Genomic DNA, 26533 nt, shown 5'->3' with positions numbered 1-26533 from the left:
TCGACTTTCTATCATACCATACACGAATTGAGTTCCATTTGTAAACAATTCGAAACCGATCCATTCATGAATCGAAATAAAAAAAGCTGCCGGTGATCCCGGCAGCTTTCACAGAAGGAGATTAGATCTCTTCATCTTCTTTTTTCTTGATGTTTACTTTCACATCATCGTTTTTCTCTTCGTCATCTGCGTATACACGCTCTGGAAGCTTTCCAGTTTCGTAAAGAGATTTAATTTGTTCAGCATCTAATGTTTCAACTTCTAGAAGGGCTTGTGCGATGATTTCTAGCTTATCTTTATTCTCAGTGAGAATTTGTTTCGCACGTTCGTAGCTCTCCTTAATGAAACGCTGAACTTCTTGGTCAATTTCGTAAGCGATCGCTTCACTGTAATTCGGCTCATTGTTGAAATCACGTCCAAGGAAGACTTGACCTCCTTGTGATTGACCGAATTGAAGCGGACCAAGTTTATCAGACATACCAAACTCTGTGACCATTCTTCTTGCAATGCCTGTTGCACGCTGGAAGTCGTTGTGAGCGCCTGTACTTACTTCACCAAACGTAATTTCCTCTGCAACACGACCGCCGAGCAAGCCGACAATCTTATCAAGAAGCTCTGGCTTCGTTTGGAAATAACGGTCTTCTCTTGGAAGCATGACCGCATATCCGCCTGCCTGACCACGAGGAACGATCGTTACTTTATGCACCATGTCCGCTTCGTCTAGGATAAGACCAATGACGGTATGACCTGCTTCATGGTAAGCCACGATATTACGTTCTTTCTTCGAAATGACACGGCTTTTCTTCGCCGGCCCAGCGATGACACGGTCAGTCGCTTCGTCAATATCACGCATATCGATTTTCTTTTTGTTATGACGGGCAGCAACAAGTGCTGCTTCGTTTAGTAAGTTCTCAAGATCTGCTCCAGAGAACCCTGGTGTTCTGCTTGCAATGGCTTTTAAGTTAACTGACTCGTCAAGCGGTTTGTTTTTCGCATGAACTTTCAGTACTTCTTCACGGCCAATAACATCTGGGCGGTCAACCGTAATTTGACGGTCAAAACGTCCCGGACGCAGCAATGCAGGGTCTAGAATATCTGCACGGTTTGTCGCAGCAATGATAATAATACCTTCGTTGGCACTAAAACCATCCATTTCAACAAGAAGCTGGTTAAGCGTTTGTTCACGCTCGTCATGACCACCGCCAAGACCAGCTCCACGCTGACGACCCACTGCATCAATCTCATCAATAAAGATTAAGCAAGGTGCATTCTTTTTCGCATTTTCGAATAAATCACGTACACGTGATGCACCGACACCGACGAACATCTCGACGAAGTCAGAACCACTGATGCTGAAGAAAGGAACGCCTGCTTCTCCTGCAGATGCTCTCGCAAGCAATGTTTTACCTGTACCTGGAGGTCCTACTAGTAAAACCCCTTTAGGGATTCTTGCGCCAAGCTCCGCAAATTTACGTGGATCCTTCAGGAATTCAACCACTTCTACAAGCTCTTGCTTTTCTTCATCTGCACCGGCAACATCTTTAAATTTCACACGTTTCTTCTCTTCTGTGTAAAGCTTCGCCTTACTCTTACCAAAGTTCATGACTCGGCTTCCGCCGCCCTGAGCTTGGTTCAATAAGAAGAAGAACAGAATAAAGATGATGATAAACGGAATGATGGTTGTCAAAACTTGCAGCCATCCATTTGTTTCAGGTGCTGGTTCTACTTTTACATCTGTATTCTTCAGTGCACTGTAAATTTGGTCAACACCTTGACCATCTGGAACATGGGTAATGAAGTATTGATCTTTCTTCGCGCCATCTAATTGACCACGAATTTCATAAACCCCTCTTACAGGCTGAATGGAGATACTCTCCACTTTTCCCGCACTTAGATTTTGCGAAAATTTGCTGTAAGACATGTTCTCAGGCTTTTGATTTGGGGATCCTAACCAACTGACGACCCCTATCACAAGTAATAAAATAAGTATATAAAAAATCGTATTACGAAAAACCCGATTCATTCCTTACCTCCTCCCACAGTAAGCACAACTATGTTCAATAGTATCATAGAAAATCATTCCAACACAACCAATAACCTCATGTATACGTATGCTGATTAGCCTTCGTAAACAGATGGTTTTAACACTCCAATATACGGGAGGTTTCGGTAACGTTCAGCGAAATCCAATCCATAGCCGACAACAAATGCATCTGGCACTTCAAATCCAACATAATCTGCTTTGATGTCTGCTTTGCGGCCGCTTGGTTTATCAAGCAATGTCACAATTTTAATGGAATTTGCTTTACGGTATCGGAAAAGCTCTACCAGATAGCTCAAAGTTAACCCACTGTCGATGATATCTTCCATAATCAAAATATCTCTTCCTTCAACAGAAGTATCTAGATCCTTAATGATCTTTACTTCTCCAGAAGATACGGTAGACTTTCCGTAGCTAGATACATCCATAAAATCAAGTTCTAAATATGTATCAATGTGTTTGATCAGGTCTGCCATGAATGGAAGAGCCCCTTTCAAAACACCAATAGCCAGGGGAAATTTACCATCATAATCACTGGTTAATGTTGCACCCAGTTCCTTCACTTTTTGCTGGATCTCTTCTTCTGAGATCAAAATCTTTTCAATATCTTGTTTCATGCTTTTGCTTGCCCCCTACAAATTTTCGTGCTGTCTATATTGTAATACAATGAGATCGCTGTTTGTCATATCAATTTCTTCAAAAACGGATTTTTTCAGACCTGGGATCCAGATGATTTGATGATCCGAGTCAGTGACGATCGGCCAGCTGTCTCTTTCTGCAAGAGGCACTTTTTTATCAATAAATATATCCTTCACCTTTTTTGATCCATTCATCCCTTTAAGTTTGATTCGATCACCATTTTTTCGTGAGCGAATGATCAAAGGGAGACGAACATGATCTTTTTGAAGCAAGAAAAAATGGTTTCCGTTCCGTGCATCCTTCGGAACATGATTTGATACGGCGATAGACTGTCCATTTGGGAGAAAAAGCTCTTCTCCGAGCTCAGCCTTTAAGTGAAGAGCATAAGACTGGTCTAATACATGCGATCGCTCAAAGGTAAACATACAGTGATCATAAGACTTGACAGCTTGTAAACCTTTTGGCAAATCTAATGATCCAGACGGTTGATCGGTATGAGATAACCAGTCTAAAGTCCCTAGAATATGCTGGTTTGAAAACGCTGATTGAGTGTTTTCATAAAGATAGTTTAATATTAGTTGAATGCCTCTTCTTTGTAAAGGCAAAGGCAGGTCAAGCAAAGGCTTCGTTTTAATCTCAATTTGCTTAGGCGATTGACTCGTTATCACTTGGTTCATTTGTTCCTTTGTTAAAGCCTGCAAGTATTGCTCATCCTCAGTCAGCATGTCACTTACAAACTGAAAGCTTTCATGTACATGAGGTGCCTCTTCTTTTAACACGGGAAGAATGTGTCTTCTTACCCGGTTTCTCAAGTAGTCATCTGTATGATTGCTTTGATCAATGACATAGGGTACATGTTCTTTTTCACAAGCTTTTAGCACGTCGTCCTTAGAGTATCCAATGAGCGGACGAATCAGCCACCCATTTTGAAAAGGACGTTTTGCTTGGATACCTGCGAGTCCTATACCAACAGTCCCTCTCGCAAGTCTCATCAACATTGTTTCTACTTGGTCGTCTCCATGATGTGCAAGCGCTATAAATTGAGCGTTGTATTGCTCCATCAATTGACGAAAGAAAGCATATCTACACTCCCTTGCAGCTGCCTGTTTGTTTAAGCGGTTTTCTTTTGCATATTGGGTGACCTGTATGCGGGACGATTCAAAAGGGATCTCGTGCTCCTGACAGTAAGCCTCAACAAATGCCAAATCAGCAAAGGACTCTTCTCCTCTGAACATGTGATCTACATGGGCTGCAATCAGCTGATAGGAACCTTTGCGGCGCTTGTTAAGTTCATGCAGTAAGAGCATGGAATCCGGTCCGCCGGAAACCCCGACAATGACTGTCGTATTTTCAAGGTAAACATCATGTTTTTCCAAAAAAGATTCAATTCTATTCACAACTTCCTCCTCACAAAGAGCAGGTAATTTAAAGATATACATATCCTATCACTTTCAGTAGCTCCAAGCAAAGAAGAAGCCTGATTTTTTACAGCTCTACAACAGGAACAAAACCACATATGCACAGTAAAGAGCGAGTACACTGCACACGATAAGAATGGTTTCAAAAAGCCCGCCTGATTTTTTACGTGCTGACGTTCTTTTTGCTGCTGCAGCCCGCGATCGTGTAGTCACTTGTTGATTTTGATTAACAGCGGGTTTTGGCTGCTGCTTCTTTTGGCGCGATTTTCTTGATGCAATCAGCTGTCCTTCTTTCAGCATCGCACTTTTCATGTCTGCTGCTGATTGATATTTACCTTGTAGAGCAGCTTTTAACACCCTTTCATATCGCTTTAATAAAGGATGTCCTTCAATGGCTCGATAAAGCTGTTTATCTGGTTCTGCTCCTTTTTTGAATTCTTTCTTATACGCACAGTTGACCATCACCATGGTCAGGGCAAATAAATCATAGGTTGGTTCAGCTTTTCGTGTACCGAATCCCCAATAGCCTCGATCAAAAAACTCGGTATACTCTTTAATTGCCCTGCCCGCTTTCGTCGTTCCTCCCACATCAATGCACCGGATTGTGGCAGGGGGACCAGAAACAATGAGATTATCCGGCTTCAAGTCACCAAAAATCCATCCTTCCTGATGTAAATGAGCCAGGCTGGATAAAAGCTGAATCATCAAAACAACGATCCACTCATCACCCTTTTGTTTCACAAATTCAAGCAATAATGGACCTCTGACATATTCCATCACATAAAAGGAGCGTTTTTGAGGCATACCGGGATAAATCGCATCATCCATATCATAAAAAGAAGGCCCCATGGTTTTCACAGGAGCCTTTGAAAAGGATTTTAATACATTGACTTCAGATGCAATGAGCATACTGTCATCACTCACTTTAAGGGCCGCTTGCCCATGTGGCGATTCGGCCAAATAGACAACCCCGTTCGCCCCTTTTCCAAGCTCTTTTACAATACGGTAATGATGGTGGTGCCATTTCCCTTGAATCACCGTGCCTAACGGGATGTTAGAAGCCGAATTCATCATTATGCTCTTCCTTTGCTTCAAGCAGCCCTTTGCGTGAACGAACTGATTTGAAATGCTGAAGTGCTTCCCGAAGCGCTGGTCCCGTTGGGGTGATGCCTCCAGTGGTCAGTTTTGGGAAAATAGATGATAATGAATCGAATCGAGGCGTCCAATTCAACACAATTTCAGCATCTGAGTTTTTCCCGGGAAATACACACATCCCAAACTGATTTTCTCCAATTCTTGAATTTAAACTGATGGAAAGGTCGATAAGTGCCTCTTTGACGGTTGGCAGCTTCGGTTTCATACTTGCACTTGTATCAACAAGCACGAGTACTTGAAGGTGAACCGTTTCTCCTAACTCATCGACGACCTCCATTACTTCCCCGCGCTTATCAGGTGGAAGCTCTTCAATTTCAGTGTCTTTGCCGAGTATTTGCTGCAATTCTTTATTCACAACACCTTGTAGGGTTTGTGTCATCGCTTTTTTCGTGACCATTTGTACTGTTTGAGATAACTGCTGGACGTAGACAACTTGATGGATGCCTCCGCCTGCGAGAGCAATCCCCTCTACTTCCTTCATTGCTTCATGATCGTGTCTGTTTTCTTCCATAATGCCAATGACATTGACTGTAATCCCTTGTTCCTTTGCCAATGAGGCAATCGCAAGCGGATCTTCCCCGTGATTTGAGCAGCCATCTGTAATCAATAAGATTTGGTTGACGTGACCTTTTCGCATCTTCATTCCTCCTGGGATTGTAACTGAATGCTTATATCCCCATCATCGCCAGAAGAAATTCATATTATACGATATTTTAAGAAATCTCTTGTTTCTCAAGATAGAATGTACCGGTCGGAATGGAAGCCCATTTTGGTGTGTTGTGGTCGAGCCTGATGACAACAACTGTCATATCGTCGTCAATTTGGCCTGCTCTTGTTCGAATAACCTCTTCCATTAATAAATCAGCAATTTCTTGGGGATCTTCTGTTTTAAAGCTTTTCATTTTCCGTTTCACCCACAGATCATGATTTTCAATATGCTTTGGCCCCTCAAAAATACCGTCACTCATCATAATCAATAGGTCTCCTGCTTTCATCTGTTCGCTCACAACCTCGACTTCGAATTCATCAATAATGCCAATCGGCAAGTTGCTTGCTTGTACCTTCATCACCTGATCACCCCGTTTAATAAAGCTGGGTGTTGAACCAATCTTGAGGAACTTACAGCTCGCATCCTGTAAATCAATGATCGATAAATCCAATGTTGAATAGATCTCGTCCGTCGTTCGTAAAGATAAAATACTATTAATGGTTTTAATCGCCACTTTTTCATTGATACCTGACGCCAATATTTTTTCTAACAGCTTAATCGTTTCATTGCTTTCAAAATGAGCACGTGCTCCGTTGCCCATTCCATCACTAATAGCTGCGGCATACTTCCCTGCTCCAAGCTCCATCATGCTGTAGCTGTCTCCAGATACCAGTCCTCCGCCTTTTGCTGCATGTGCCACGCCTGTAGCCACTCGGTATGATTTAGCAGAGCCAAATACAACGTGGCAATAGCCGGTTGGATGCTCTGCACACTGTTCTGCTTTGACTAAAATCTGTTCTTCTAATATATCTGAAAGCATTGGCGCAATGATTTTTTCACATTCCCCATGCCCTTGGCAATATGGGATTCTCATTTCAATATCCACATTTCCCTGCTCCAAGCTATAGATTTCTACTTGCTGAATCTCAATGCCAAAGTGCTGAAGTGCTTCTATCATCTGCTCTTCCTGAATAAAATGCTGCTCTCTTTCTCGTTTTATTTCCCGGGAAAAATCCTCCATCACTTGTGAGACCCCCATCAGCTGTTCAGCCACAAGACGCCTGCTGTCTTGGACTTTTTTCTTCAGTGTCTGGTTGGCTTTATAGTAAGCGATCTCCTCTTCGATCAATTCCTCAACATGTTTTGATTTTGAGCAGTGCTGACTAAATTTCTTTTTCAATTTTCGGTTATGCTCATACGTTTTTTCATCAGATTCATGCATAACTTGTTTCATTAGTTCATAGGTTGTATCAAAGTTCTGCACCCAGCATTTATTTTTCTTATAGCACGTTTGACAGGATCGTTCTGTGATCGTACTTAAAAAAAGATCTACATCCTCTTCCTGCTTCTTCTCTTCAGGAATGGATTCGTAAAATGTCGCAAAACTCTCAGACAGCGCATGAAATACATGAGAGAATTGATCTACCTTTTTTGCTGTCACGTCTCGTACCTTCCGAGCATATTGCTGCTGCTCTTGTACATGCTCTACCGTACCAGGAATGTATTTCGCTACCTTGGAAGTAACTGATTGCGGCGTGAGTAAAAAGAGCGCAACCGCTATAAGTGATTCATACAGTGTGGTCATGAGACCTGCTGACCCTTCCCCGTACAGTGAAATGAGTAAGGAACCCACAATTAAGCCGATGGCTGCCCCTGCTTTCTTCCCTTCTTTCAGCAATCCGCCTAATAAGCCTGAAAAGGCAAGAAGACTCATCTGATAAAGATTTCCGATGTTAGCGAGACCGAGAATTAATCCTGTCACAACACCGACCGTACAACCAATACTGGCTCCGCCAATAAAGGCAAATGTCAGCACTACATAACGTGACAAAATATGCTCTGCCTGCATTCCTTGAAATGTGATCCCAGCAAGACCAGTTAAAACTGAGGCAATTAAAATCATAAAACAAATAATTTCTTCGACCTTTAAAGAGTGTTTAATTTTCCTGACTGTAAAAATCGGCAGGCTTTGAAGAAAAATCAGAGTCAAAATGAAGGCAAGTCCTGCTTCGACACCCGCCATGACGTAATCATAACTTTGCACAGCACCTTGCTCTAAGTAAACAAACGCTCCCCGGGTGATCAGCATTGAGAGAACAATGACAACCGGTAATGTTTTCACTGGGTCTTTGATGATGAATGAAACCACCTTTGACATAAGGAGAAACATGAGCAGCGACGCAAACACAAACAATGCATTTTGAGGTGATATCGTCATCGCCCCAGCGAGTAATGCTAGACAAGCAAGCATCGCCTTATCTCTTTTAATAAGCAGCATGGAGCCAAAGAAAGGCAGAGCAAACGGCATAATTTCAGATAATATAAAGGCTCGTCCTAATAAAAAGCCTAGAACAACATAAATAAACCCTTTATAGAAAAAAAGAGAATGCGTGTGATGAAGAAACAGATTTTTCATCTTTTTTAACCCCGCACTGATTCTTTCAAACCCCGCTCCTGTTAAATCAGTTCTTCTTTCTAGTTTTTCCATCTTCTCATCCCCCACCTGATATTCGTTGCTTGTCATTATAGCGAAGGTGAAAAAGATATTTTGTCAAAAGAAGTTGTCGTTTCCATAAAACGTTCGACGCTTTATTCGTCAAAGAGGCATACTTTCATGAAAGTCGATGTCTTTCATCAGAATTTTACGAAAGCACAAAGAAACAGCTTTCCTATAGAAAGCTGTTTCGAATATGACCCGTACGGGATTCGAACCCGTGTTACCGCCGTGAAAGGGCGGTGTCTTAACCGCTTGACCAACGGGCCTTGCTTTATGTTCTAGTTAAAAGGATAGCGGCGGAGGGGATCGAACCCCCGACCTCACGGGTATGAACCGTACGCTCTAGCCAGCTGAGCTACACCGCCATAATGAAAATGCGCTAAGAAGCACAAGAACTATAATACAAAGGATTCGCTTGTCCGTCAATAGAAAGTTTTAAATTAAATGACGAAATCTCAAAAAATGTCGGATGGATCATGAAAAAAAGCACCTGCTGAACAGCAGATGCTTTGTTGTGAAAATATATAGAAAGCAGCAACAAGTTAACCTCTTCTTGCTCCGCGCCCCCCACGTTTTGATTCCGTGTTACGTTTTAAAGATGTTAAGCGATCTTCGCTATCTTTTAAGAATTTGTTCATTTTTTGTTCAAACGATTCCTTCGGACGGAAATCATTTCTGCTTGGTCTTGATTGTTGTTGAGGACGATCTTTTGCTTTTTTAATGGACAAGCCGATTTTACCGTCTTTTTCAACGTTAATCACTTTCACTTCAACTTGTTCACCGACTTTTAAATGCTCATTAATATCTTTTACATAGTTATCGGCTACCTCACTGATATGAACGAGACCAGTTGAACCGCCTGGCAACTCCACAAAAGCTCCAAAATTTGTAATGCCCGTAACTTTCCCTTGTAACTTGCTGCCAACTTCAATCGACATAAAAAAAGTGCTCCTCCTTAGACTTATAAAAAAATCTCATTTGTTCAATTATACATAAACTGAATTTTAAGTGTCAACAAGGCTAATCGCTCTTATTGCCCACATCAAAGATTTTTTCGCCTTTTTTGGACATATAATAGTCCCGTCGTGCCAGTTCGAGTACGTATTCCTTGCTTTTCAGCTTCTTAATTTCATCAGAAATATCTTCCTGCTTTGTTTGTAATTGCTTCAACTCTTTTTCGAGCGCAACCTTCTTCTCTTCTTTTTCCTTTAGTGAAGACGATTGCGACCAGAGGGCACTTGTCACTAAGACAGCAAACATGAGCACGATTACACCAAACACGGTAAGCCTTCTAAGGAGTCCGCGACGTTTGCGTTTTAAGCGCTGCGCTTGCTGTTCCATTTGTTTTTGGTAATCATTTTGAATTTGTGCGATATTTCTTTTTCTCTTGTTCAAGATTGAAGGCCTCCTCTCTTACTTTGTCCAGAATTGTTTCCATTTCGTTTTGATGGTACCAGATAATTTCTTGGCCCCTTGTAAAATTCCTGCTCCTTTTGAGAAAAACAATCTCATTGATGTTCGCCATTTTTCGGGAATCCGATGAATAATGGTCACATTGAGTAACCAGATGAGCGGATAACAAACAATCGACAGCACCTTCCACACGAGCCGAAACGTAAAACGAACAAGACGTAAGAGCGAGTGGAGCAAGAACAGAATAGCACTTATGATCAATGTGAACATCCAGCGGATCGGCTGGAAGACAACCGACATGACCAGCCTTTTTAGGAAGAGAACGGTCTGATATACACACATCATGATAAACTTGAGAATCTTGAGATACAAATGTTTCATCAATGCCTGATACATCGAGAAACCTAGAGCAACGGCTAGAAAAATATAAAGCCTGAATTCTCCCTCGTTTGTCAGCAGCAGGACGTAAAAGAATAAGAGACCCTGTACCATCCAAAAAAGGAGATCGTGGATAGCCAAAAGCCATTTTGCTGTTTTTTCCCGGTTCACAAACAGCTTGTACGTATCAAGCGATGCGCCCAGCCAGATGCCCATCGCCGCCATGGAAAGCATCGTATAAAACTGGACTGTCAGCGTCATTTAAACAGCTTGCTAAAAAATCCTTTAGCTTTCTCCCCGTGCTGCTCATCAACATAGATTAAATCAAAGACACGCCCTTTGATCGACACAACGCCCTTTTCGACGTCTAGGTTTTTCATTTGCAGATTTTCTCCGCGGATGGCGAGAATCCCCATGACCGTCTCCAGCAGAAATTCCTCACTATCAAAGCTTTCCACTTGTTTGACACCAGTAATATCTAAATGCTTTCTGTTTCGCATTGTGACATTGTGCTCCGCGTCTGATGACAGCTTCGTACCTTGAGGTTGATTATAATATTGATTCATCTATACATCCCCCATATCTCATACTTGCATGTTACTGCATTGTATGTGATAAGAGGGTCTTTTAGAACAAGCCCTATTCTGCTGTTTTTTCTTCTTTTAGCACAGTATACATGCCAGCCGCTTCTTCTTTTTTCGTCGTGTCCTTTAACTCGTTGACTTGAACAGTCACTAGTTTTTGACCAAAACGGATTTGCAGCTCATCTCCTTCTTTCACGTCAGAGCTTGCTTTCGCCTGTGTTCCGTTAATAGATATCCTGCCTTGATCAGCTACTTCTTTTGCCAATGTTCTTCTTTTAATTAAACGGGACACTTTTAAAAATTTATCTAGTCTCATGTGTGTTCACCTCTTTCTATGCGTTTCGCATCGTTCCATAGATCGTCCATTTCCTCTAGCGTTAAGTCATCTAATGAACGGCCCATGTCCTTTGCTTTTTGTTCGATATGCTGAAAGCGCCGTATGAATTTTGTGTTGGCAGAAGCGAGTGCCGTTTCAGGCTCTAGGTGATAGAACCTGCCAATATTGACGAGAACAAACAAAAGATCTCCAAATTCATCTTTCATCTGCTTCGTTGCACCTTCGTCCGTCTTCTCTGCCACTTCAACGAGAAATTCCTGCTTTTCTTCTTCGTATTTGTTCCAAATATCTTGAACATCTGTCCAATCAAAGCCTACTTTGGCAGCTTTCTTTTGGAGCTTATATGCCTTTGTTAGTGCCGGAAGTGTCGCCGGAATCGATTGCAAAATAGAACCGGTCCGCTCTGGCTTCTCCTGCTGTTTGATTTTTTCCCAGTTGGCCACCACATCTGCTGCTTCAGAAACATTCGTGTCACCAAACACATGGGGGTGGCGCCGAATCATTTTTTCTGTGACATGCTGAATGACGTCATCAATTGAGAAATAACCGTCATCTTCGCCAATTTGAGCGTGAAGCAGCACCTGCAGCAGCACATCGCCAAGCTCTTCCACCATATGATCTGGGTCATCTTCATCTATCGCTTCAAGCAGTTCATAGCATTCTTCAATTAAATATGGTTTGAGTGATTCATTGGTTTGTTTTTGATCCCATGGACAGCCACCCGGACCTCTTAATGTACGTATGACGTCACGGAAGGTGTCAAATTGTTGATAAAGCAGCTGTTCATCTTGAATTGGAGGAACATAAACACTCGTTAAGTTATTTATCGACACATCTCGATCAAGTTCAAATAAAGGAACGGCAGTAATCTGTTCCTGACTGCTTCCAGCTGCAGTCACAATATAAACTTCATAATCGTCGGGGAGCTTTTCCATCAGCGTGAGTTTCACATTCGAAGCTGTCATCTGATCATATACCTGACAAATCAGGACGTGCTGGGTTAATTTCAGATCATCCGCTCTCATATCCCCTGCATCAACGAATTGTAATCCCTCGATGGGGTCAATTTGCAAGGAGTTGAATGTCGCATCTAGAAAGCTTTGTCCACCAGCGACAGACACCTCAATCCCGCGCTCTTTCTGCCCGGCGACGAGCAGCTGTACGGTCTTTTCTGCCACAAATGGATGACCAGGTACAGCATACACAATGTCTTTTTCCGCTGCCTCTGCAAATAATATTTCGGTAATTTCCTGATACACCTGATCAAACTGATCATGCTTTTCATAAATTTCATCAAAAAAGGTGAGAGATGGGACCTCCTGCATTAACTCTGCGGTAAGCGGATGATCCTGCGTTCTCATAAATACTTCTTTCGCCTGCTTCAGCTGCTTATATACACCGAGCGTCAGCTGATCCATGTCGCCTGCCCCGAGACCGACGACGGTAATCTTACCTGCCATTTTGATTCCCTCTCATCTGTTTAAAATATAAAATCTTTTCTCCTAATGGAATGAGTCTCCATTCCTCGTCCGTAAATACTTCTAGCTTAAGAATACTATATAAAAAGGCGAAACCACCAATAAAAACTGATGTCAGGCTCTCTAAAACGGAAAACGGACGTTTTTCAAAGGGAATCACCCATGAAAACAGAGCCTGATATCCTATTAAGACCACAGCCATGAAGGCGGCTGATAAAAGAATTTTCACCGGGAACAGCTCTCTCAACGAAATCCATCCTTTATGCTTCAAATAAACGGCATTGAGCACGGCTGCTGTGAGAAAACCACATACAGTTGACCACGCGGCACCGTGGATGCCAAATAACGGTACAAGCTCAATTGTTAGAATCCATTTCACCAGCACGCTGAGAACCACCACAACAGCAGGATATACAGTATGCCCGAGCCCTTGCAGTAAAGCCGCCTGCGTAATGGCAATCGACGTAAAGACGATCGATATACAGAATATTTGCAAGGCATCGGTGCCTAAGTCATTACGAAAAAGCATTGTATTGACTGGTGCTAAAATACAAATCAGTCCAACCGCTGACCCTATCCCTAATACTGACGTGGTCTTAACCGATGAGCGAACTTTTTGCCGTATCGTTTCATGCTCTCCATTCCTCATGGCTGCCGATAAAAATGGTACAAGAGAGGTTCCGATGCTGATGGCAAACACCGTTCCGAGCTGTAAGAAAGGCTGGCCTCGGTCATATACACCTTTCGCCGCCTTTGCCGCCGCTTCACTGAGACCCTCGCTGCGCAGCAACGCATACAGATGAAAAGCATCAATCATTTGCATCCATAAAATGAGCAAACCGCTGACACAAATCGTCAATGTATACAGCACCAAACTCTTCATAACATCTTTTTTTCGAAGTGTCGCCTGTTTGCCTGACATACTTGCAGCAGACTGCTTTCGATAGGTCAGCCAAAGGAAAAGAAGCAAAATGAGCGAGGCCGCACTTCCTGCGATAGAAGAGAACACCGCACCCGCCCCTGTTTCATAAAGCGAATAGCCGTGCCTCACGAAATAGAAGGATAAAACAAGCAGGACACCTACCCTGATGAGCTGCTCAACCAATTGAGAAACAGCTGTTGGAAGCATCAGACCGTCACTCTGAAAAACTCCCCTCAGCATCACAGTGAGCGGCAGAAATAGAAACACAAAAGCACTCATCTGGATGAGCAGAATTAATTGACTATCTGCCATAAGACTCGCAATTGTGCCTGCTCCTATGTAAAGACAAAGAAATAAGACCAGGCTCAGTAAAGTGATATAGACCAAGGATACCCTTGTAATGATCCGTCGATTCTCTTCCCCATGATCACTCAAAAGCTTGGACACCATGACAGGAAAACCTGTTGTACCAAGCATGATGGCAATGCCAAGGAAAGGATATACCTGCTGATAAATATAAAACCCTGTGTCCCCTACGATGTTTTGAAACGGAACACGGTAAACGGCACTTAATATCTTTGATAACAAGCCTGCGATGGTCAAAATCACCGCACCCTGGAAAAGCCAATGCGGCTGATTCACAGCATTTTTCATGGATGACTCCTTTAAAATAAATCTACAGTTAAACGCACTCATTATAACATACGTGAATGAAAAGACGTTTCTTTCTAAGGAGTAGACGGCACATGTCTCGTTTTGTTTCATCCCATATAAAAAACCGACAAAATCAAATGATTTCATCGGCATTCTTTCGTTTTATCAAAATGATATAGAGTTATTAGACCTAATGTTCCATTTGACGGGCTAAGAAGCCAGCTGCCGTTTCTGCCGCTTTATGCTCCACTTCTCCCATTGAACGCTCTTTAGAAAATAAGACGACGGCGCCAATTGGATCTCCGTTTGCAACAATAGGTGCAATGGTATAAGCAGATACGTCATCATCAATACCATCGACAAGTTGAATTTCTTTTTTGCTTTCTTCTAACACAGAATTACGCTGATCCATTGTTCGTTCAAGTAAATCACTGATCGATTTGTTTAAGTACTCTTTTTTCGAACTGCCGGATACAGCAATATACGTATCTCGATCACAAATCAGGATGGAATGACCCAGACTGTCGAATAATGCATCAGCATATTCCTTCGCAAAGTCTCCTAGCTCACTAATCGGCGAATACTTCTTCAAAATCACTTCTCCATCGCGGTCGACGAAAATCTCAAGCGGATCTCCTTCCCGGATGCGCAATGTTCTGCGAATCTCCTTCGGAATAACCACTCTACCTAGATCATCGATGCGGCGTACAATTCCAGTTGCTTTCATTCACTGCTGCCTCTCTTTCGTTTGATGATGTGTTGGGTGAATGGAACAAAAGCGTCCACTTTATGCAACATTCACCACTTGACCCTGAGTTTAGTATCCGTCACATCAAACGTAATATACACGAGAGACAAACAAAATTTTATGAAGATGGAATGGTTTCTTTTTTCACATCTTGAAGGCCTCGAAGCATGTTAAGAACAACCTCAAGCCATTCCTCCGTCTTCTTGCCTTTCGTTTGGACAGAAATAATCAGCTTGCTGCCTTCCATTCCTAACCCGATTTCACGTCCATATTTACTGCCGAGCTCAAATAATTTTTGACCGTCGATTTCACTGCTTGCTTTCTCATCAAGAGTCATTCTAACAATGCCTTTCTCCATCTTGATCAGCTCGACACGTTCCTGGACAGCGTACACCTTCATTGTCGCAATCGTAAACAAGTCAGCCACTTCTTGCGGATATTCACCAAATCGGTCGATCATTTCATCCTGAAGCTCTTTTCTCTCTTCAATCGATCCAATTGCTCTGAACTGTTTATACATTTCAATCTTTTGCTTGCCGTCCGAAATATAAGTGTCTGGGATGTAAGCATCAATTTGCAGATCAATTTCTGGCTCGAATTTATCTTGAGCCGTTGTATCGCCTCTTCTTTCCTCAATGGCTTCTTTCAGCATTTGAGAATAGAGGTCGAATCCAACTGAATCAATGAAGCCATGCTGCTGAGCACCAAGTAAGTTTCCTGCTCCTCGAATTGTTAAATCACGCATCGCAATTTTAAACCCAGATCCGAGCTCTGTGAATTCTTTAATAGCTTGAAGTCTTTTCTCCGCAACTTCAGAAAGAACTTTATCTTTTCGATACGTGAAATAAGCATAAGCAACACGGTTCGAACGCCCGACTCGTCCTCTTAGCTGGTACAGCTGAGAAAGCCCCATTTTATCGGCATCGTGGACGATGAGCGTGTTTACATTTGGAATATCGACTCCCGTTTCAATGATGGTGGTACTAACCAATACATCTGATTCACCTTCAAGAAAATTAATCATCACTGATTCCAGCTCGTTCTCACTCATTTTCCCGTGCGCATAACTGACTTTTGCGTCTGGGACTAGCATGGAGATTTCGTCTGCTTTTCGTTCAATATCCTCAACACGGTTGTAAAGGAAGTACACTTGACCGCCGCGTGCTAATTCTCGCTCAATCGCTTCTCTGACTAAAGCACCATTGTACTCGACCACATAGGTTTGAACAGGGAATCGGTTTTCAGGCGGTGTTTCAATCACTGATAAATCCCGTACGCCAAGCATGGACATATGAAGCGTACGCGGAATTGGCGTAGCCGTTAATGTCAGTACGTCGATATTGGCTTTCATCTGTTTAATTTTCTCTTTATGCGTCACACCAAAACGCTGTTCCTCATCTATGATTAACAGTCCTAAATCCTTGTAGACGATGTCTTTTGAAAGAAGGCGGTGTGTGCCGATAACCATATCGATCGTTCCGTTTTTCAGCCCTTTTAATGTTTCAGTTGTTTCTTTTCTTGTACGGAAACGGCTCAGCTGCGCAATTTTGACAGGGTAGTCTTGGAATCGGTCCATGATTGTGTCAAAATGCTGCTGTGCTAAGATGGTTGTCGGAACAAGCAAGGCTACCTGCTTCCCGTCAGCAATCGCTTTGAAGGCCGCACGAATAGCCACCTCCGTTTTGCCGTAACCCACATCTCCACAAAGCAGACGGTCCATTGGACGTTCCCGCTCCATATCCTGTTTAATTTCTTGAATCGAACGGATTTGATCATCTGTTTCCTGGTAAGGGAACGCAGATTCAAACTGGCGCTGCATCTCATGATCAGGCGAGAAGGCATATCCTTTGCTTGCCTCGCGTTCTGCGTAAAGTTTAATCAGATCATCTGCGATGTCCTGTACAGATGTTTCAACTTTTTTCTTCACGCGTTTCCAATCGCTGCCGCCCAGTTTGTACAGCTTTGGTTCTTTACCTTCTGATCCTACATATTTCTGCACCTGATCAATTTGTTCAACCGGTACATAAAGCTTGTCGCTTCCTTGATAATGAATATTTAAATAATCTTTATGAATGCCGCCGATTTCAAGCGTTTCAATTCCTAAATATTTACCGATCCCGTGGTTAATGTGCACCACATAATCACCGACTTGAAGCTCTGAATAGCTCTTGATCCGCTCTGCATTGGTCAGCTTTTGCTTACGCGCCTGTTTTTTCACACGTTTCTTGAAGAGTTCACCTTCTGTGATCACAGCAATTTTTGATAACGGCAGTTCAAAGCCTGTTTGCAGCTCACCTTGTAAAATATACACCTGTCCGCTCACAAGCTCAGCGTCCGGTTTAGCAAGAGCGGCTTCAATGTCATAATCATGCAGAACAGACGACAGCTTTTCTGTCCGCTCTTCATCCGCACCTAAAAAGACAACTGTGTACTGCTGTTTTTTATAGCGTTCAATTTCACTCGCCAGCACATTCATCTGCCCGTGGAAATTCTGCATTTGCTTACTAGATACATTGACGATATTTTGCGGATTTGTCTGCTGGACATGTCTCAGAAACAAGGAGTAGTACAGAATGGACCTTGATTGCTGATTGATCAGTTCTTGAAACGGGAAAGAAAGAGATAAATCATGAAGAATGTTCCCTTCTTCAAGCAGACTAATTGTCCAATCGGCTTCTTCCTGTTCAAGCTGTTCTTCCATCTCCTGAATTCTGCTGATTTCATCTAAAATAATAATCGTATCCTGCGATGTGTAATCTAGCAAACTAGCAGGCTTTTCATAGAAATAGGACAGGTACTTCGTCATTTCCTGTGTCACGATGCCTTCTAGCAGCTTCTCGCGATCAGCAGATATATTTTGATGAAGCAGTTCTTTTTGCTGATCTGAGTTGAATTTCTTTAAGCTCTTCGCCAGCCCTTGGTCAAGCTGTTCAATGGCTCTCACTCGTTCCGGACCTCTCACAATTAACTCTTTTGCAGGACCTATTTTGATTTCTTGAAGGGTTTCTAATGAACGCTGTGTATCCGAATGAAACGTTCGAATCGAGTCTACTTCTGTATCAAACAGTTCAATACGGATTGGATGGTCTTCCGTTAACGCATAGATGTCGATAATTCCTCCGCGCACACTAAAATCTCCGGGCGCTGCAACCATCGACGTCCGGTCATAACCAATTTGTACGAGCTGTTTTGAAAACGCCTCCAAATCAATTTCTTCACCGATCTTTAAATGGATCTGACTCTCCTTCCAGAGCTCAACTGGCGGAAGCATCCTGCGCACCGCAGCAGCGGGAGTGACGATAATGGGATTTTCTCCATTCGCAAGCCGGTTCAGGACATCTAAACGCTGTGCTCTCAGCTCAGGGCTTGCCACTGCAATTTCTGAAGCGATAAGTTCATTGACAGGATAAAGAAGAACCGAGTGATCCGGCATCACACTTGCTAGATCATCTGTTACCTTCTGTGCCTGATATAAATTGTGAGTCACAATAAACATCGGCCGCTTCAGTTCGTCTGATATCGCGGCTGTAAATAAAGATCTGACGGAGCCTGATAGTCCGGCAAGCAGCTGTTCTTTTAACCCTTCCTTTAGCCCATTAAAAATGGACTGAAAATCATCACTTTGTTTGATAAATGATTGTATGTTTTTCATTTGGCTCCTCCTCCCTGTTTGTTTAAAACAGAAAAACGCTTTGGTCTAATATCTACACCAAAGCTTTTTTATTGAATAAAAGTATGATACTGATGGTAATCAGGATTTCTTTCGAGCGCCTCTTGACAATCCTCACAAATGGTTTGTACATGTAAATCACCATTTTCCCTATAAGAAATCATATCGTTTCTTTCCTCATTTGTTAAGTGATGAAATCCAAGTGCTTCACTTTGGACAGCGGATTCATCTAGACTGCCAACCTTTACACCACAGTGGCGGCAGTAATAATGCAAAGCCATACGTGATCCTCCCATGCTGAGATTTTATGATCAGTATGTGCTTCGCTTATCATTCTTATACCTTCTTGTTAAAATCATTCATCACTTCTAAAAACGGCTTTTTTAAAGCCGCTTCACAAGCCTCGACAGACGATTGAATGGCTGATGCGATGTCAGGCTGTTCTTCTTCTGAGAAACGCCCTAGTACGTAATCAACGACCTTCATGCCGTTTTGAGGACGTCCAATGCCGATACGGAATCGGTCAAATTCAGGTGAACCTAAATGCTGAATCAATGATTTGATTCCATTATGCCCGCCTGCACTTCCTTTTGTACGTAAGCGAATCCGGCCAGTTGGCAAATCAAGATCATCATAGATCACTTTCAAATGTTCAAGGGGAATATCGTAATAGTCCATCAGCGGACGCACACATTCTCCTGATAAGTTCATATATGTAAGCGGCTTTACAAGTAGAACCTTTTGCCCCGAAACAAACCCAGTTCCAAATTGTCCATGGAATTTTGATTGATTTAAAGGAATGTCCCATTTTTTCGATAATTCATCTATTGTCATAAACCCGACATTATGTCTTGTTTTTTCATATTCTTTTCCTGGATTGCCTAATCCAACGAATGCAATCATGAAACCAATAACCTCCTTTGTCACACAGCACACGCCTAAAAAATGAGCCAATCAGATTGCCTCATGTAAAAACGTATGAATTCTTTTCATTCTAGCACAAAAGACGCAACCGCGGGAGGGTTACGTCTTTAAATGACCAGTTATTCTCCATCGTCATCCTTTTCTTTAATGGCCTCAGGCTCTTGCGGCTCTTCTTCGCTATCCGGCTCAGGAACCTCTGATTGCTGAGGCGGCAGAATGGAGGCAACGACTTCTTCTGGATCGTTATTGATTTGATAAGATGACTGAACAGGCAGATCAGCAACTGTTAAGACATCATTGACTTCTAAGTTTGTAATATCAGCTTCAATATTCTGCGGGATATCTTTTGGTTTCGCTGTAACAGATAGTTCAAATAGTGGCTGCTGAAGCACACCGCCATCTTTTACCCCTTTAGACTCGCCAATCAGCTGTATTGGTACATCTGCCTCAATTTCACGCTGTAAGTCAACGACTTGGAAATCAGCATGGACAAGTTCGTTTTTCAGCGGATCTGTTTGTAATTCTGTCACCATCACAGATTTCGTTTCGCCACCCACGTCTAAGGTGATAATTGTATTCTTCCCTTCATCACGTAAGGTTTTTAATAAATCGATGCTGTCTAATGAAACAGCCAGGCTGTCTGTATTTTTTCCGTATATGACACCAGGAACGTGTCCTGAATGACGGATTTTTTGCAGTGTGGAACGTTTGAAATCAGTTCTTTTATTTGCTTTTAAAGTTGCCATATTCAGCACCATCCTATTTCTTTTTTGTCACTACTCTCATAATTACCCATAACCGAATCATTTTAAACCTATTTGCCGTGAATGATGATAGCAAAAAGACCCCAAGCTTGATGCCTAGGGCCTTTTTTAATCAGAAAATTAGCTGAAAAGGTAGCTCACAGATTCTTCTTCATGTACACGGATGATGGCTTCTGCAAGCAAAGGCCCAACCGAAAGCGGAATGAATTTTCCAACTTTCTTGTCATCAGTTAATTGAATACTGTTTGTCACAACCAATTCTTTAATTTTAGAGTTTGTGATGCGTTCTACTGCTGGTCCAGACAATACTGGGTGCGTACAGCAAGCATATACTTCAGCTGCTCCATTTTCGACTAGCGCATTTGCTGCAAGTGTAATAGTACCAGCTGTATCAATGATATCATCGATCAGAATCGCCGTTTTGCCTTCAATGTTACCAATAATGTTCATGACTTCAGCAACGTTTGGCTTTGGACGGCGTTTGTCGATAATTGCGATTGGCGCTTTCAGGCGGTCTGCCATTTTACGCGCACGTGTCACACCACCGTGGTCAGGAGACACAACAACGATATCATTCAAGTTCTTCTGTTCGAAATAGTTTGTTAAGATTGGCACAGCCATTAAGTTATCGATTGGAATATCGAAGAAACCTTGGATTTGCGGCGCATGAAGATCAAGTGCAATCACACGTGTAGCACCTGCTGTTTCAAGCAAGTTCGCAAAAAGCTTCGCAGTGATTGGCTCACGAGGTTTTGCCTTACGATCTTGACGTGCATATCCGTAATAAGGGATCACAATATTGACAGTTTTCGCAGAAGCGCGTTTTAGTGCATCCACCATAATGAGCAGTTCCATAATATGCTCATTGACTGGCGCACTTGTTGATTGAATGACATAACAATCACAGCCGCGGATACTTTCTTCAATATTGATTTGGACTTCACCGTCACTAAAACGTTTAACAGAGCTTTTTCCTACATCAACTCCGATACGATCGGCAATTTCTTTGGCAAGTTCAGGGTTTGAATTCAAAGAGAATATCTTTAAATTCGCATCAGCATAACGATTAGACATGGTATGGTAAACCTCCGGGTATTTGGATTATTTTTTATGAATATTTTTCACATAATCTTCTTTATTGACTTGTCTTGCTCTAGCAATAGACAATGCATCCTGCGGTACATCTTCTGTAACCGTTGAACCGGCTGCAACATATGCCCCTTTTCCGACAGTGACTGGTGCAACTAGATTTGAATTACAGCCAATAAATGCGCCGTCTTCAATCTTCGTTAAGAATTTGTTTTTCCCATCATAGTTGACTGTAATGGAACCACAGCCAAGGTTTACATCAGTTCCGACCTCTGCGTCTCCAATGTAGCTTAGATGAGATGCCTTGCTCCGGTCTCCGAAAACTGTTTTCTTGATTTCGACAAAATTTCCGATTTTCACTTCATCGCCAATTTTCGACAACGGGCGAATATGAGCAAACGGTCCAATTGTCACATCAACTCCAACCTCACTATCGCAGACGACAGATTGCTTAATGACTGTTCGATCTCCGATGATGCTGTCAACAATTTCAGTGTTTGGCCCAATAGTGGCGTCTGCACCAATTTTTACATTCCCTTTGATGACCGTCCCAGGATAAATAACTGTATCTTCACCGATGACAGCATCTGGCGAAATATACGTGTTCTCAGGATCAATCAAGGTCACACCATTCTTCATATGCTGATGATTAATACGTCGCTTCATGAATTGCTCTGCTTGTGATAGAGCGATACGATCGTTAACTCCAAGTGTTTCTTCAAAATGCGGTGTTTGATAAGCTGCAACTGTTTGCCCTTCATTTTTTAAAATTTCAATAACGTCTGGCAAGTAGTATTCGCCCTGTGCATTTTCATTCGACACTTGCTCAATCACACGGAAGAGATCTTCATTTGAAAAGCAATAAGTCCCTGTATTAATTTCATTCACTTGACGCTCTGCATCGTTCGCATCTTTATGCTCCACAATTTTCACGACAGCACCTGTTTCGTCACGAATAATACGGCCATAGCCTGTCGGATCATCCGCATGTGCTGTTAAAATAGTGACTTTCGCTTGATGTTTTTGATGCTCGCTTAACATGGCTTCCATTGTTTCCGCTGTCAATAATGGCGTATCACCACAAATGACAATGGTTGTTCCCTTTTCCTGCGCGAGGAACGACTTTGCTTGTTTGACGGCATGGGCTGTTCCCAGCTGTTCTTCTTGAAGTGCATACTCACTTCTGTCTCCAAGCTGCTCTTTCACGTCCTCTGCACCATGACCGACAATCGTCACCAGCTTGGCTAAAGAAAGCTTTAACGCTTCATCTGCCACATGCTCGACCATTGGCTTTCCGCAAACTGGATGAAGTACTTTATATAGCTTTGACTTCATTCTCGTTCCTTTTCCCGCTGCTAAAATCACTGCGAACCGCTTATCCATTGATTGGCCTCCAATATCCCTATTATCCATAGAAAAATATATCCTAAATAAAGACTGATTTCAAGGATACATAAGGAAGTACAATAATTTTCTAACAAATGAAAGACTTAAGAAACAAGAGAAAGAACGCAAAAAAGACAGCATTTAAAAGAAAACATTCATTTTCTCTTAAAGCCGTCTTTTTAGGTTCACGTATGATTAAGAAGCTCCAGCTTCTTCATATTCAATTGTTTCTTCCTCTTCGCCTAAGCGATGATATTCATTTAATACAGCATCTTGGATTTTACCCCGAGTGCTTGAATTAATTGGATGTGCAATATCGCGAAACTCTCCATCAGGCGTGCGTTTGCTAGGCATTGCTACAAACAACCCATTGTTTCCATCAATCACACGAATATCATGAACAACAAATTCGTGGTCCAGCGTGATGGATGCAATCGCCCTCATGCGACCATCGGTATTCACGCGGCGTAATCTTACGTCAGTAACTTCCACAGTAGTTCACCACCTTTTCCCAATATAAAAGCATTACTTAGGTATTCAACGATCGTGGTGATTCTCCTGCTCTTTTTTTAAACTTTTTTTGAAATATCGGGATATTTATACATTATTTGTCATATTTGTGACGGCGCTTACATTCTCAGCATAAAAAAAGACATCATGATGATGTCTTTCCCTGCATATGATGAAACCAAACGGCTTTCATTGAGAGTGCCTGTTTATTTTACTAATGCAACTACTTCTATTTCTACAAGCGCATCCTTTGGAAGTCTTGCCACTTCCACGCATGAACGAGCTGGCTTATGTGTATGGAAATACTCACCGTACACTTCATTCACTTCAGCGAATTGTTCCATATCTTTAATGAAAACAGTTGCTTTCACGACTGTTTCAAAGGAAGCACCTGCTGCTTCAAGTACAGCCTCAAGATTACGGAATACTTGATGTGTTTGTTCTTTAATATCTCCATTTACAAAATCTCCAGCTGGGGTTAATGGAATTTGCCCTGAGCTGTAAAACATGTTATTGACAATAATTCCTTGAGAGTAAGGTCCAATGGCTGCTGGTGCATGTTTGGTTTGAACAACTTTTGTCATATTAATCTCTCCCATTCAAATACATGTTTAATCAAAGCTTACGCTTTCGAATGAAAAAACTCGTGGAAATTGCCTTCATTGATCTCAATGATTTTTTGCTTCATATCAATGGTAGAAAGCTTTAACAACGAGACATATTCATCGACAAGACGTTCATCTACGCCTTCATCTTCTAAAAGAACACCGATCCCTGCAACATTTGCATTAAATTCCTCAAGCAAATTCATCATGCCGTTAATGGTTCCGCCCGCTTTCATAAAGTCATCAATGATCAACACATTGGAGCCTTTATCTAAGCTTCGCTTTGCAAGGGACATGGTTTGAATTCGGTTAGAAGAACCTGACGCATAATTAATACTGACAGTTGATCCTTCGGTTACCTTATTATCTTTTCTAACGATCACAACAGGCACATTTAAATAACCCGCAACAGAATAGGCAATCGGAATACCTTTTGTCGCAACGGTCATGACGACATCAATCGCACGGTCCGCAAAGATGGTCGCAAACAGCTTACCGATTTTCGCAAGAATCGATGGATTGCCTAAAACATCGGTTAAATATAAATAACCGCCAGGAAGTACACGTTCAGGAGTTGATAATGCCTCTCCGATATCGTTTACTACGTCATCTGCTTCTTTTAGGTGTATTTTTGGAATATATTTCACTCCGCCAGCAGCGCCAGGTACAGTGAGCAATGTGCCTATTCCCTGCTGTTCGAAGGTCTGTTTGATAATCGTTAAGTCTTCACTAATGGAGGACTTTGCAGATTGATAACGTTCTGCAAAAAAAGTTAAAGGTACTAGTACGTGCGGGTGGGCTAACAAATAATTTGTTAAGTCCACCAATCTGCCGCTTCGACGAAACTTCATGAACTTACCCCCAGAACCCGAATAATTTATGAATAATATAACTTAATATACGGATTTAATCAAGGGCATTTTGTTCGCCGATCATGCGGACAGCGTATACTTGATCACAAAATCCTCTCAGTCCGTTATATATTCTTTGTACCTTCGATTCATATTGAATCAAGCCAAATACCGTTGGGCCGCTTCCACTCATTAATACAGCATCAGCACCGAAACGCTTCATCTGTCTTTTGATCATATCTACTTCCGGATACATCTTTAATGTCACAGACTCCAGAACGTTACCGAGTGAGCCGCACATCTCTTTATAATCTTTCGCTTCAATGGCTTCAATCATACGCTGTACATTTGGGTGTTCTACTTTGCTTGCGTCATATTGTCTATAAACTTCAGCTGTAGATACCCCAATCACCGGCTTCGCTAAAATCACCCAGCAATGCGGCGGTGTCGCGATATGCTTCAGTTTTTCTCCACGTCCTGTCGCTAGTGCTGTGCCTCCGTGTACACAAAAAGACACATCTGAGCCGATCTCCGCTCCAAGCTCAGCCAGTTCATCTAACGTGAGATTTAACTTCCACAAACGGTTTAAACCGCGAAGCGCTGCTGCAGCATCACTGCTGCCTCCAGCTAAACCTGCTGCAACAGGAATTGCTTTTGTGATGACAATCGATACTCCTTTTTGAATACCGAACCTTGTTTTGAGTAATTTAGCCGCCTGATAAGCCAAGTTACGCTGATCATCTGGCACAAATCGATTATGAGATGATACACGGATTTCGTCTTTATCCAGCTCCGTCAGCTCAAGTCGATCTGCAAGGTCTATTGTTGTCATCACCATCTCTACTTCGTGATATCCATCCGGTCTTTTTCCATGGACATCAAGAGAGAGATTAATTTTTGCCGGTGCTTTTTCTAAAATACGCAAACATTTCACCTACTTCTCCATCTAAACATAAGTATCAATATTGTATCACATTTGATGGATCTGATGAATATTGGCTTTTACGCCCAGCACACTGACTTTTCCAACAAAAAAAGCCAGAGACACCTGAGGTATCCCTGACCATTTTTCTATCGTTGATTCTCTTCCTGAGCCATGTGCTGCTGAGCTAATTCGATGGCACGTTTGACCATATTACCTGCGTCACGCGCACGAATTTCTCCCCAGCCTCCATTTTTGACGGTATCATAAAATCCAAGATCCTTCGCCAGCTCGTATTTGAACTCATCTGACATAATGCCTCGGCGTCTACCCAAACGAAACAGCCCCTTTAGTCGAGAATTCGAATCAGTGCCACTGCTTTTGTGGCTTTCTTATTTTGTATCGAATCCTTTCTTTTACCCCTTTCAAAAAATGGACAGACTCCCATTCAGAAAAAAAGGCAAAACAAAAAGCAGTAAACAAGAAGTTCACTGCCCATTAATAGGCGACTGAGCTAGCGGCATCATCGAACGTTAATTCGACCGTCTCAGTCAGTATATCTGCATAACTGTAAGAAACTCTTTCAAACGAATTCTCATCTTGATCTAATTGAATCACAAATACAGAAGGGTACGTTTCAGCTAAAATGCCCGAACGCTCAATTGTTTTACGGCGGCCTCCGTTAGCCTTTAACGTCAAACGTTTACCTAAGTTACCATCAAGCGATCTTTTGATGTCGGACAAAGTCTTCGCCATTGCATCCACCTCACTGAGATAATTATACAACAACGGCCCATTTTTGTCAAATAAAAATTAAATTATATCAACCAACACGAGCC

General features: G+C 42.2%; 25 protein-coding genes, 2 tRNA genes and 1 pseudogene. All 28 read right to left on the bottom strand.

Annotation, left to right across the window (positions count from 1 at the left end; genetic code table 11):
• Positions 1–121: 121 nt before the first annotated feature.
• The gene (ftsH, locus tag NSS76_RS00425; RefSeq protein ID WP_024427186.1) at positions 122–2023 is read right to left on the bottom strand and encodes an ATP-dependent zinc metalloprotease FtsH; all 1902 of its coding nucleotides are present in this window, start codon (positions 2021–2023) and stop codon (positions 122–124) included.
• 95 nt (positions 2024–2118) lie between these two features.
• Positions 2119–2658 carry a hypoxanthine phosphoribosyltransferase gene (gene hpt, locus NSS76_RS00420; RefSeq protein ID WP_008357399.1) on the bottom strand — a complete coding sequence of 180 codons (540 nt, stop codon included), beginning with the start codon at positions 2656–2658 and terminating at the stop codon, positions 2119–2121.
• A pseudogene (gene tilS, locus NSS76_RS00415) lies at positions 2655–4077 on the bottom strand (tRNA lysidine(34) synthetase TilS). Before tilS ends, hpt begins: the two are co-directional and overlap by 4 nt.
• 96 nt (positions 4078–4173) lie before the next feature.
• Entirely contained in the window at positions 4174–5169 is a 996-nt protein-coding gene (locus tag NSS76_RS00410; RefSeq protein ID WP_151863334.1) for a protein kinase domain-containing protein, read from the bottom strand.
• Complete coding sequence (locus NSS76_RS00405; protein WP_024425649.1) at positions 5153–5890, bottom strand: vWA domain-containing protein; 738 nt, start codon at positions 5888–5890, stop codon at positions 5153–5155. The genes NSS76_RS00410 and NSS76_RS00405 overlap by 17 nt, the downstream gene beginning before the upstream one ends.
• A 76-nt stretch (positions 5891–5966) precedes the next feature.
• Entirely contained in the window at positions 5967–8450 is a 2484-nt protein-coding gene (spoIIE, locus tag NSS76_RS00400; protein WP_024425648.1) for a stage II sporulation protein E, read from the bottom strand.
• A 203-nt stretch (positions 8451–8653) separates the two neighbouring features.
• Positions 8654–8725 (bottom strand) — tRNA-Glu (locus NSS76_RS00395).
• 25 nt (positions 8726–8750) lie between these two features.
• A tRNA-Met gene (locus tag NSS76_RS00390) sits at positions 8751–8824 on the bottom strand.
• Positions 8825–9001: 177 nt separating this feature from the next.
• Positions 9002–9397: a S1 domain-containing RNA-binding protein gene (locus NSS76_RS00385; protein ID WP_008357409.1), complete on the bottom strand. Its 396-nt coding sequence runs from the start codon at positions 9395–9397 to the stop codon at positions 9002–9004.
• Positions 9398–9479: 82 nt separating this feature from the next.
• Complete coding sequence (locus NSS76_RS00380) at positions 9480–9854, bottom strand: FtsB family cell division protein (RefSeq protein WP_003217952.1); 375 nt, start codon at positions 9852–9854, stop codon at positions 9480–9482.
• Positions 9855–9872: 18 nt separating this feature from the next.
• Positions 9873–10511 (bottom strand): spore cortex biosynthesis protein YabQ, encoded by a 639-nt coding sequence (yabQ, locus tag NSS76_RS00375; protein WP_073203459.1) that lies wholly within the window; start codon positions 10509–10511, stop codon positions 9873–9875.
• Entirely contained in the window at positions 10508–10816 is a 309-nt protein-coding gene (yabP, locus tag NSS76_RS00370; protein WP_024425646.1) for a sporulation protein YabP, read from the bottom strand. The genes yabQ and yabP overlap by 4 nt, the downstream gene beginning before the upstream one ends.
• 73 nt (positions 10817–10889) lie before the next feature.
• Positions 10890–11150, bottom strand: a complete 261-nt coding sequence (locus tag NSS76_RS00365) for an RNA-binding S4 domain-containing protein (protein ID WP_008341839.1) — start codon at positions 11148–11150, stop codon at positions 10890–10892.
• On the bottom strand, positions 11147–12631 hold the full coding sequence (gene mazG, locus NSS76_RS00360) for a nucleoside triphosphate pyrophosphohydrolase (RefSeq protein WP_206534151.1): 1485 nt from the start codon (positions 12629–12631) through the stop codon (positions 11147–11149). Before mazG ends, NSS76_RS00365 begins: the two co-directional genes overlap by 4 nt.
• Positions 12621–14225, bottom strand: a complete 1605-nt coding sequence (locus NSS76_RS00355) for a putative polysaccharide biosynthesis protein (RefSeq protein WP_270126401.1) — start codon at positions 14223–14225, stop codon at positions 12621–12623. Before NSS76_RS00355 ends, mazG begins: the two co-directional genes overlap by 11 nt.
• Before the next feature lie 190 nt (positions 14226–14415).
• Positions 14416–14952 (bottom strand): stage V sporulation protein T, encoded by a 537-nt coding sequence (gene spoVT / locus NSS76_RS00350; RefSeq protein ID WP_003217990.1) that lies wholly within the window; start codon positions 14950–14952, stop codon positions 14416–14418.
• A gap of 139 nt (positions 14953–15091) precedes the next feature.
• Complete coding sequence (gene mfd, locus NSS76_RS00345; RefSeq protein WP_257803053.1) at positions 15092–18625, bottom strand: transcription-repair coupling factor; 3534 nt, start codon at positions 18623–18625, stop codon at positions 15092–15094.
• Between the two features lie 68 nt (positions 18626–18693).
• On the bottom strand, positions 18694–18924 hold the full coding sequence (locus NSS76_RS00340) for an anti-sigma-F factor Fin family protein (protein WP_003217967.1): 231 nt from the start codon (positions 18922–18924) through the stop codon (positions 18694–18696).
• A gap of 55 nt (positions 18925–18979) precedes the next feature.
• Entirely contained in the window at positions 18980–19546 is a 567-nt protein-coding gene (gene pth, locus NSS76_RS00335; RefSeq protein ID WP_024425643.1) for an aminoacyl-tRNA hydrolase, read from the bottom strand.
• A gap of 140 nt (positions 19547–19686) precedes the next feature.
• The gene (locus tag NSS76_RS00330; protein WP_024425642.1) at positions 19687–20313 is read right to left on the bottom strand and encodes a 50S ribosomal protein L25/general stress protein Ctc; all 627 of its coding nucleotides are present in this window, start codon (positions 20311–20313) and stop codon (positions 19687–19689) included.
• Between the two features lie 138 nt (positions 20314–20451).
• Positions 20452–21405 (bottom strand): ribose-phosphate diphosphokinase, encoded by a 954-nt coding sequence (locus tag NSS76_RS00325; protein ID WP_024425641.1) that lies wholly within the window; start codon positions 21403–21405, stop codon positions 20452–20454.
• A gap of 27 nt (positions 21406–21432) precedes the next feature.
• On the bottom strand, positions 21433–22803 hold the full coding sequence (glmU, locus tag NSS76_RS00320) for a bifunctional UDP-N-acetylglucosamine diphosphorylase/glucosamine-1-phosphate N-acetyltransferase GlmU (protein ID WP_024425640.1): 1371 nt from the start codon (positions 22801–22803) through the stop codon (positions 21433–21435).
• A 198-nt stretch (positions 22804–23001) separates the two neighbouring features.
• A complete protein-coding gene (gene spoVG / locus NSS76_RS00315) occupies positions 23002–23298 on the bottom strand; it encodes a septation regulator SpoVG (RefSeq protein WP_008357439.1) in 297 nt (98 codons plus the stop codon).
• Positions 23299–23522: 224 nt separating this feature from the next.
• Positions 23523–23900: a 2-iminobutanoate/2-iminopropanoate deaminase gene (ridA, locus tag NSS76_RS00310; RefSeq protein WP_024425639.1), complete on the bottom strand. Its 378-nt coding sequence runs from the start codon at positions 23898–23900 to the stop codon at positions 23523–23525.
• Between the two features lie 38 nt (positions 23901–23938).
• Positions 23939–24772, bottom strand: a complete 834-nt coding sequence (gene purR, locus NSS76_RS00305) for a pur operon repressor (RefSeq protein WP_024425638.1) — start codon at positions 24770–24772, stop codon at positions 23939–23941.
• A 55-nt stretch (positions 24773–24827) separates the two neighbouring features.
• Positions 24828–25697, bottom strand: a complete 870-nt coding sequence (ispE, locus tag NSS76_RS00300; protein WP_019743558.1) for a 4-(cytidine 5'-diphospho)-2-C-methyl-D-erythritol kinase — start codon at positions 25695–25697, stop codon at positions 24828–24830.
• 146 nt (positions 25698–25843) lie between these two features.
• The gene (locus tag NSS76_RS00295) at positions 25844–26029 is read right to left on the bottom strand and encodes a small, acid-soluble spore protein, alpha/beta type (RefSeq protein ID WP_017366434.1); all 186 of its coding nucleotides are present in this window, start codon (positions 26027–26029) and stop codon (positions 25844–25846) included.
• A 163-nt stretch (positions 26030–26192) separates the two neighbouring features.
• Positions 26193–26450 carry a biofilm formation stimulator Veg gene (gene veg, locus NSS76_RS00290; protein ID WP_024425637.1) on the bottom strand — a complete coding sequence of 86 codons (258 nt, stop codon included), beginning with the start codon at positions 26448–26450 and terminating at the stop codon, positions 26193–26195.
• Positions 26451–26533: the final 83 nt, after the last annotated feature.

It is taken from the genome of Bacillus sp. FSL R5-0654, from assembly GCF_038008745.1.
GTDB lineage: Bacteria > Bacillota > Bacilli > Bacillales > Bacillaceae > Bacillus > Bacillus safensis.
The sequence above is the reverse complement of the archived record's forward strand: the minus strand, read 5'-3'. Positions and strand labels throughout refer to the sequence as shown.

Bases quoted from the DNA above. Each gene is read 5' to 3' on its own strand.
- NSS76_RS00405 (WP_024425649.1), bottom strand. From the start codon at position 5,890: ATGCGAAAAGGTCACGTCAACCAAATCTTATTGATTACAGATGGCTGC.
- NSS76_RS00330 (WP_024425642.1), bottom strand. From the start codon at position 20,313: ATGGCAACTTTAAAAGCAAATAAAAGAACTGATTTCAAACGTTCCACA.
- glmU (WP_024425640.1), bottom strand. From the start codon at position 22,803: ATGGATAAGCGGTTCGCAGTGATTTTAGCAGCGGGAAAAGGAACGAGA.
- ftsH (WP_024427186.1), bottom strand. From the start codon at position 2,023: ATGAATCGGGTTTTTCGTAATACGATTTTTTATATACTTATTTTATTA.
- NSS76_RS00340 (WP_003217967.1), bottom strand. From the start codon at position 18,924: ATGGCTTTGCATTATTACTGCCGCCACTGTGGTGTAAAGGTTGGCAGT.
- NSS76_RS00355 (WP_270126401.1), bottom strand. From the start codon at position 14,225: ATGAAAAATGCTGTGAATCAGCCGCATTGGCTTTTCCAGGGTGCGGTG.
- NSS76_RS00385 (WP_008357409.1), bottom strand. From the start codon at position 9,397: ATGTCGATTGAAGTTGGCAGCAAGTTACAAGGGAAAGTTACGGGCATT.
- NSS76_RS00365 (WP_008341839.1), bottom strand. From the start codon at position 11,150: ATGAGACTAGATAAATTTTTAAAAGTGTCCCGTTTAATTAAAAGAAGA.
- yabP (WP_024425646.1), bottom strand. From the start codon at position 10,816: ATGAATCAATATTATAATCAACCTCAAGGTACGAAGCTGTCATCAGAC.
- purR (WP_024425638.1), bottom strand. From the start codon at position 24,772: ATGAAGTTTCGTCGAAGCGGCAGATTGGTGGACTTAACAAATTATTTG.
- mazG (WP_206534151.1), bottom strand. From the start codon at position 12,631: ATGGCAGGTAAGATTACCGTCGTCGGTCTCGGGGCAGGCGACATGGAT.
- NSS76_RS00410 (WP_151863334.1), bottom strand. From the start codon at position 5,169: ATGAATTCGGCTTCTAACATCCCGTTAGGCACGGTGATTCAAGGGAAA.
- pth (WP_024425643.1), bottom strand. From the start codon at position 19,546: ATGATTGCATTCGTTGGATTAGGCAATCCAGGAAAAGAATATGAAAAA.
- spoVT (WP_003217990.1), bottom strand. From the start codon at position 14,952: ATGAAAGCAACTGGAATTGTACGCCGCATCGATGATCTAGGTAGAGTG.
- ridA (WP_024425639.1), bottom strand. From the start codon at position 23,900: ATGACAAAAGTTGTTCAAACCAAACATGCACCAGCAGCCATTGGACCT.
- yabQ (WP_073203459.1), bottom strand. From the start codon at position 10,511: ATGACGCTGACAGTCCAGTTTTATACGATGCTTTCCATGGCGGCGATG.
- spoIIE (WP_024425648.1), bottom strand. From the start codon at position 8,450: ATGGAAAAACTAGAAAGAAGAACTGATTTAACAGGAGCGGGGTTTGAA.
- veg (WP_024425637.1), bottom strand. From the start codon at position 26,450: ATGGCGAAGACTTTGTCCGACATCAAAAGATCGCTTGATGGTAACTTA.
- mfd (WP_257803053.1), bottom strand. From the start codon at position 18,625: ATGAAAAACATACAATCATTTATCAAACAAAGTGATGATTTTCAGTCC.
- NSS76_RS00325 (WP_024425641.1), bottom strand. From the start codon at position 21,405: ATGTCTAATCGTTATGCTGATGCGAATTTAAAGATATTCTCTTTGAAT.
- hpt (WP_008357399.1), bottom strand. From the start codon at position 2,658: ATGAAACAAGATATTGAAAAGATTTTGATCTCAGAAGAAGAGATCCAG.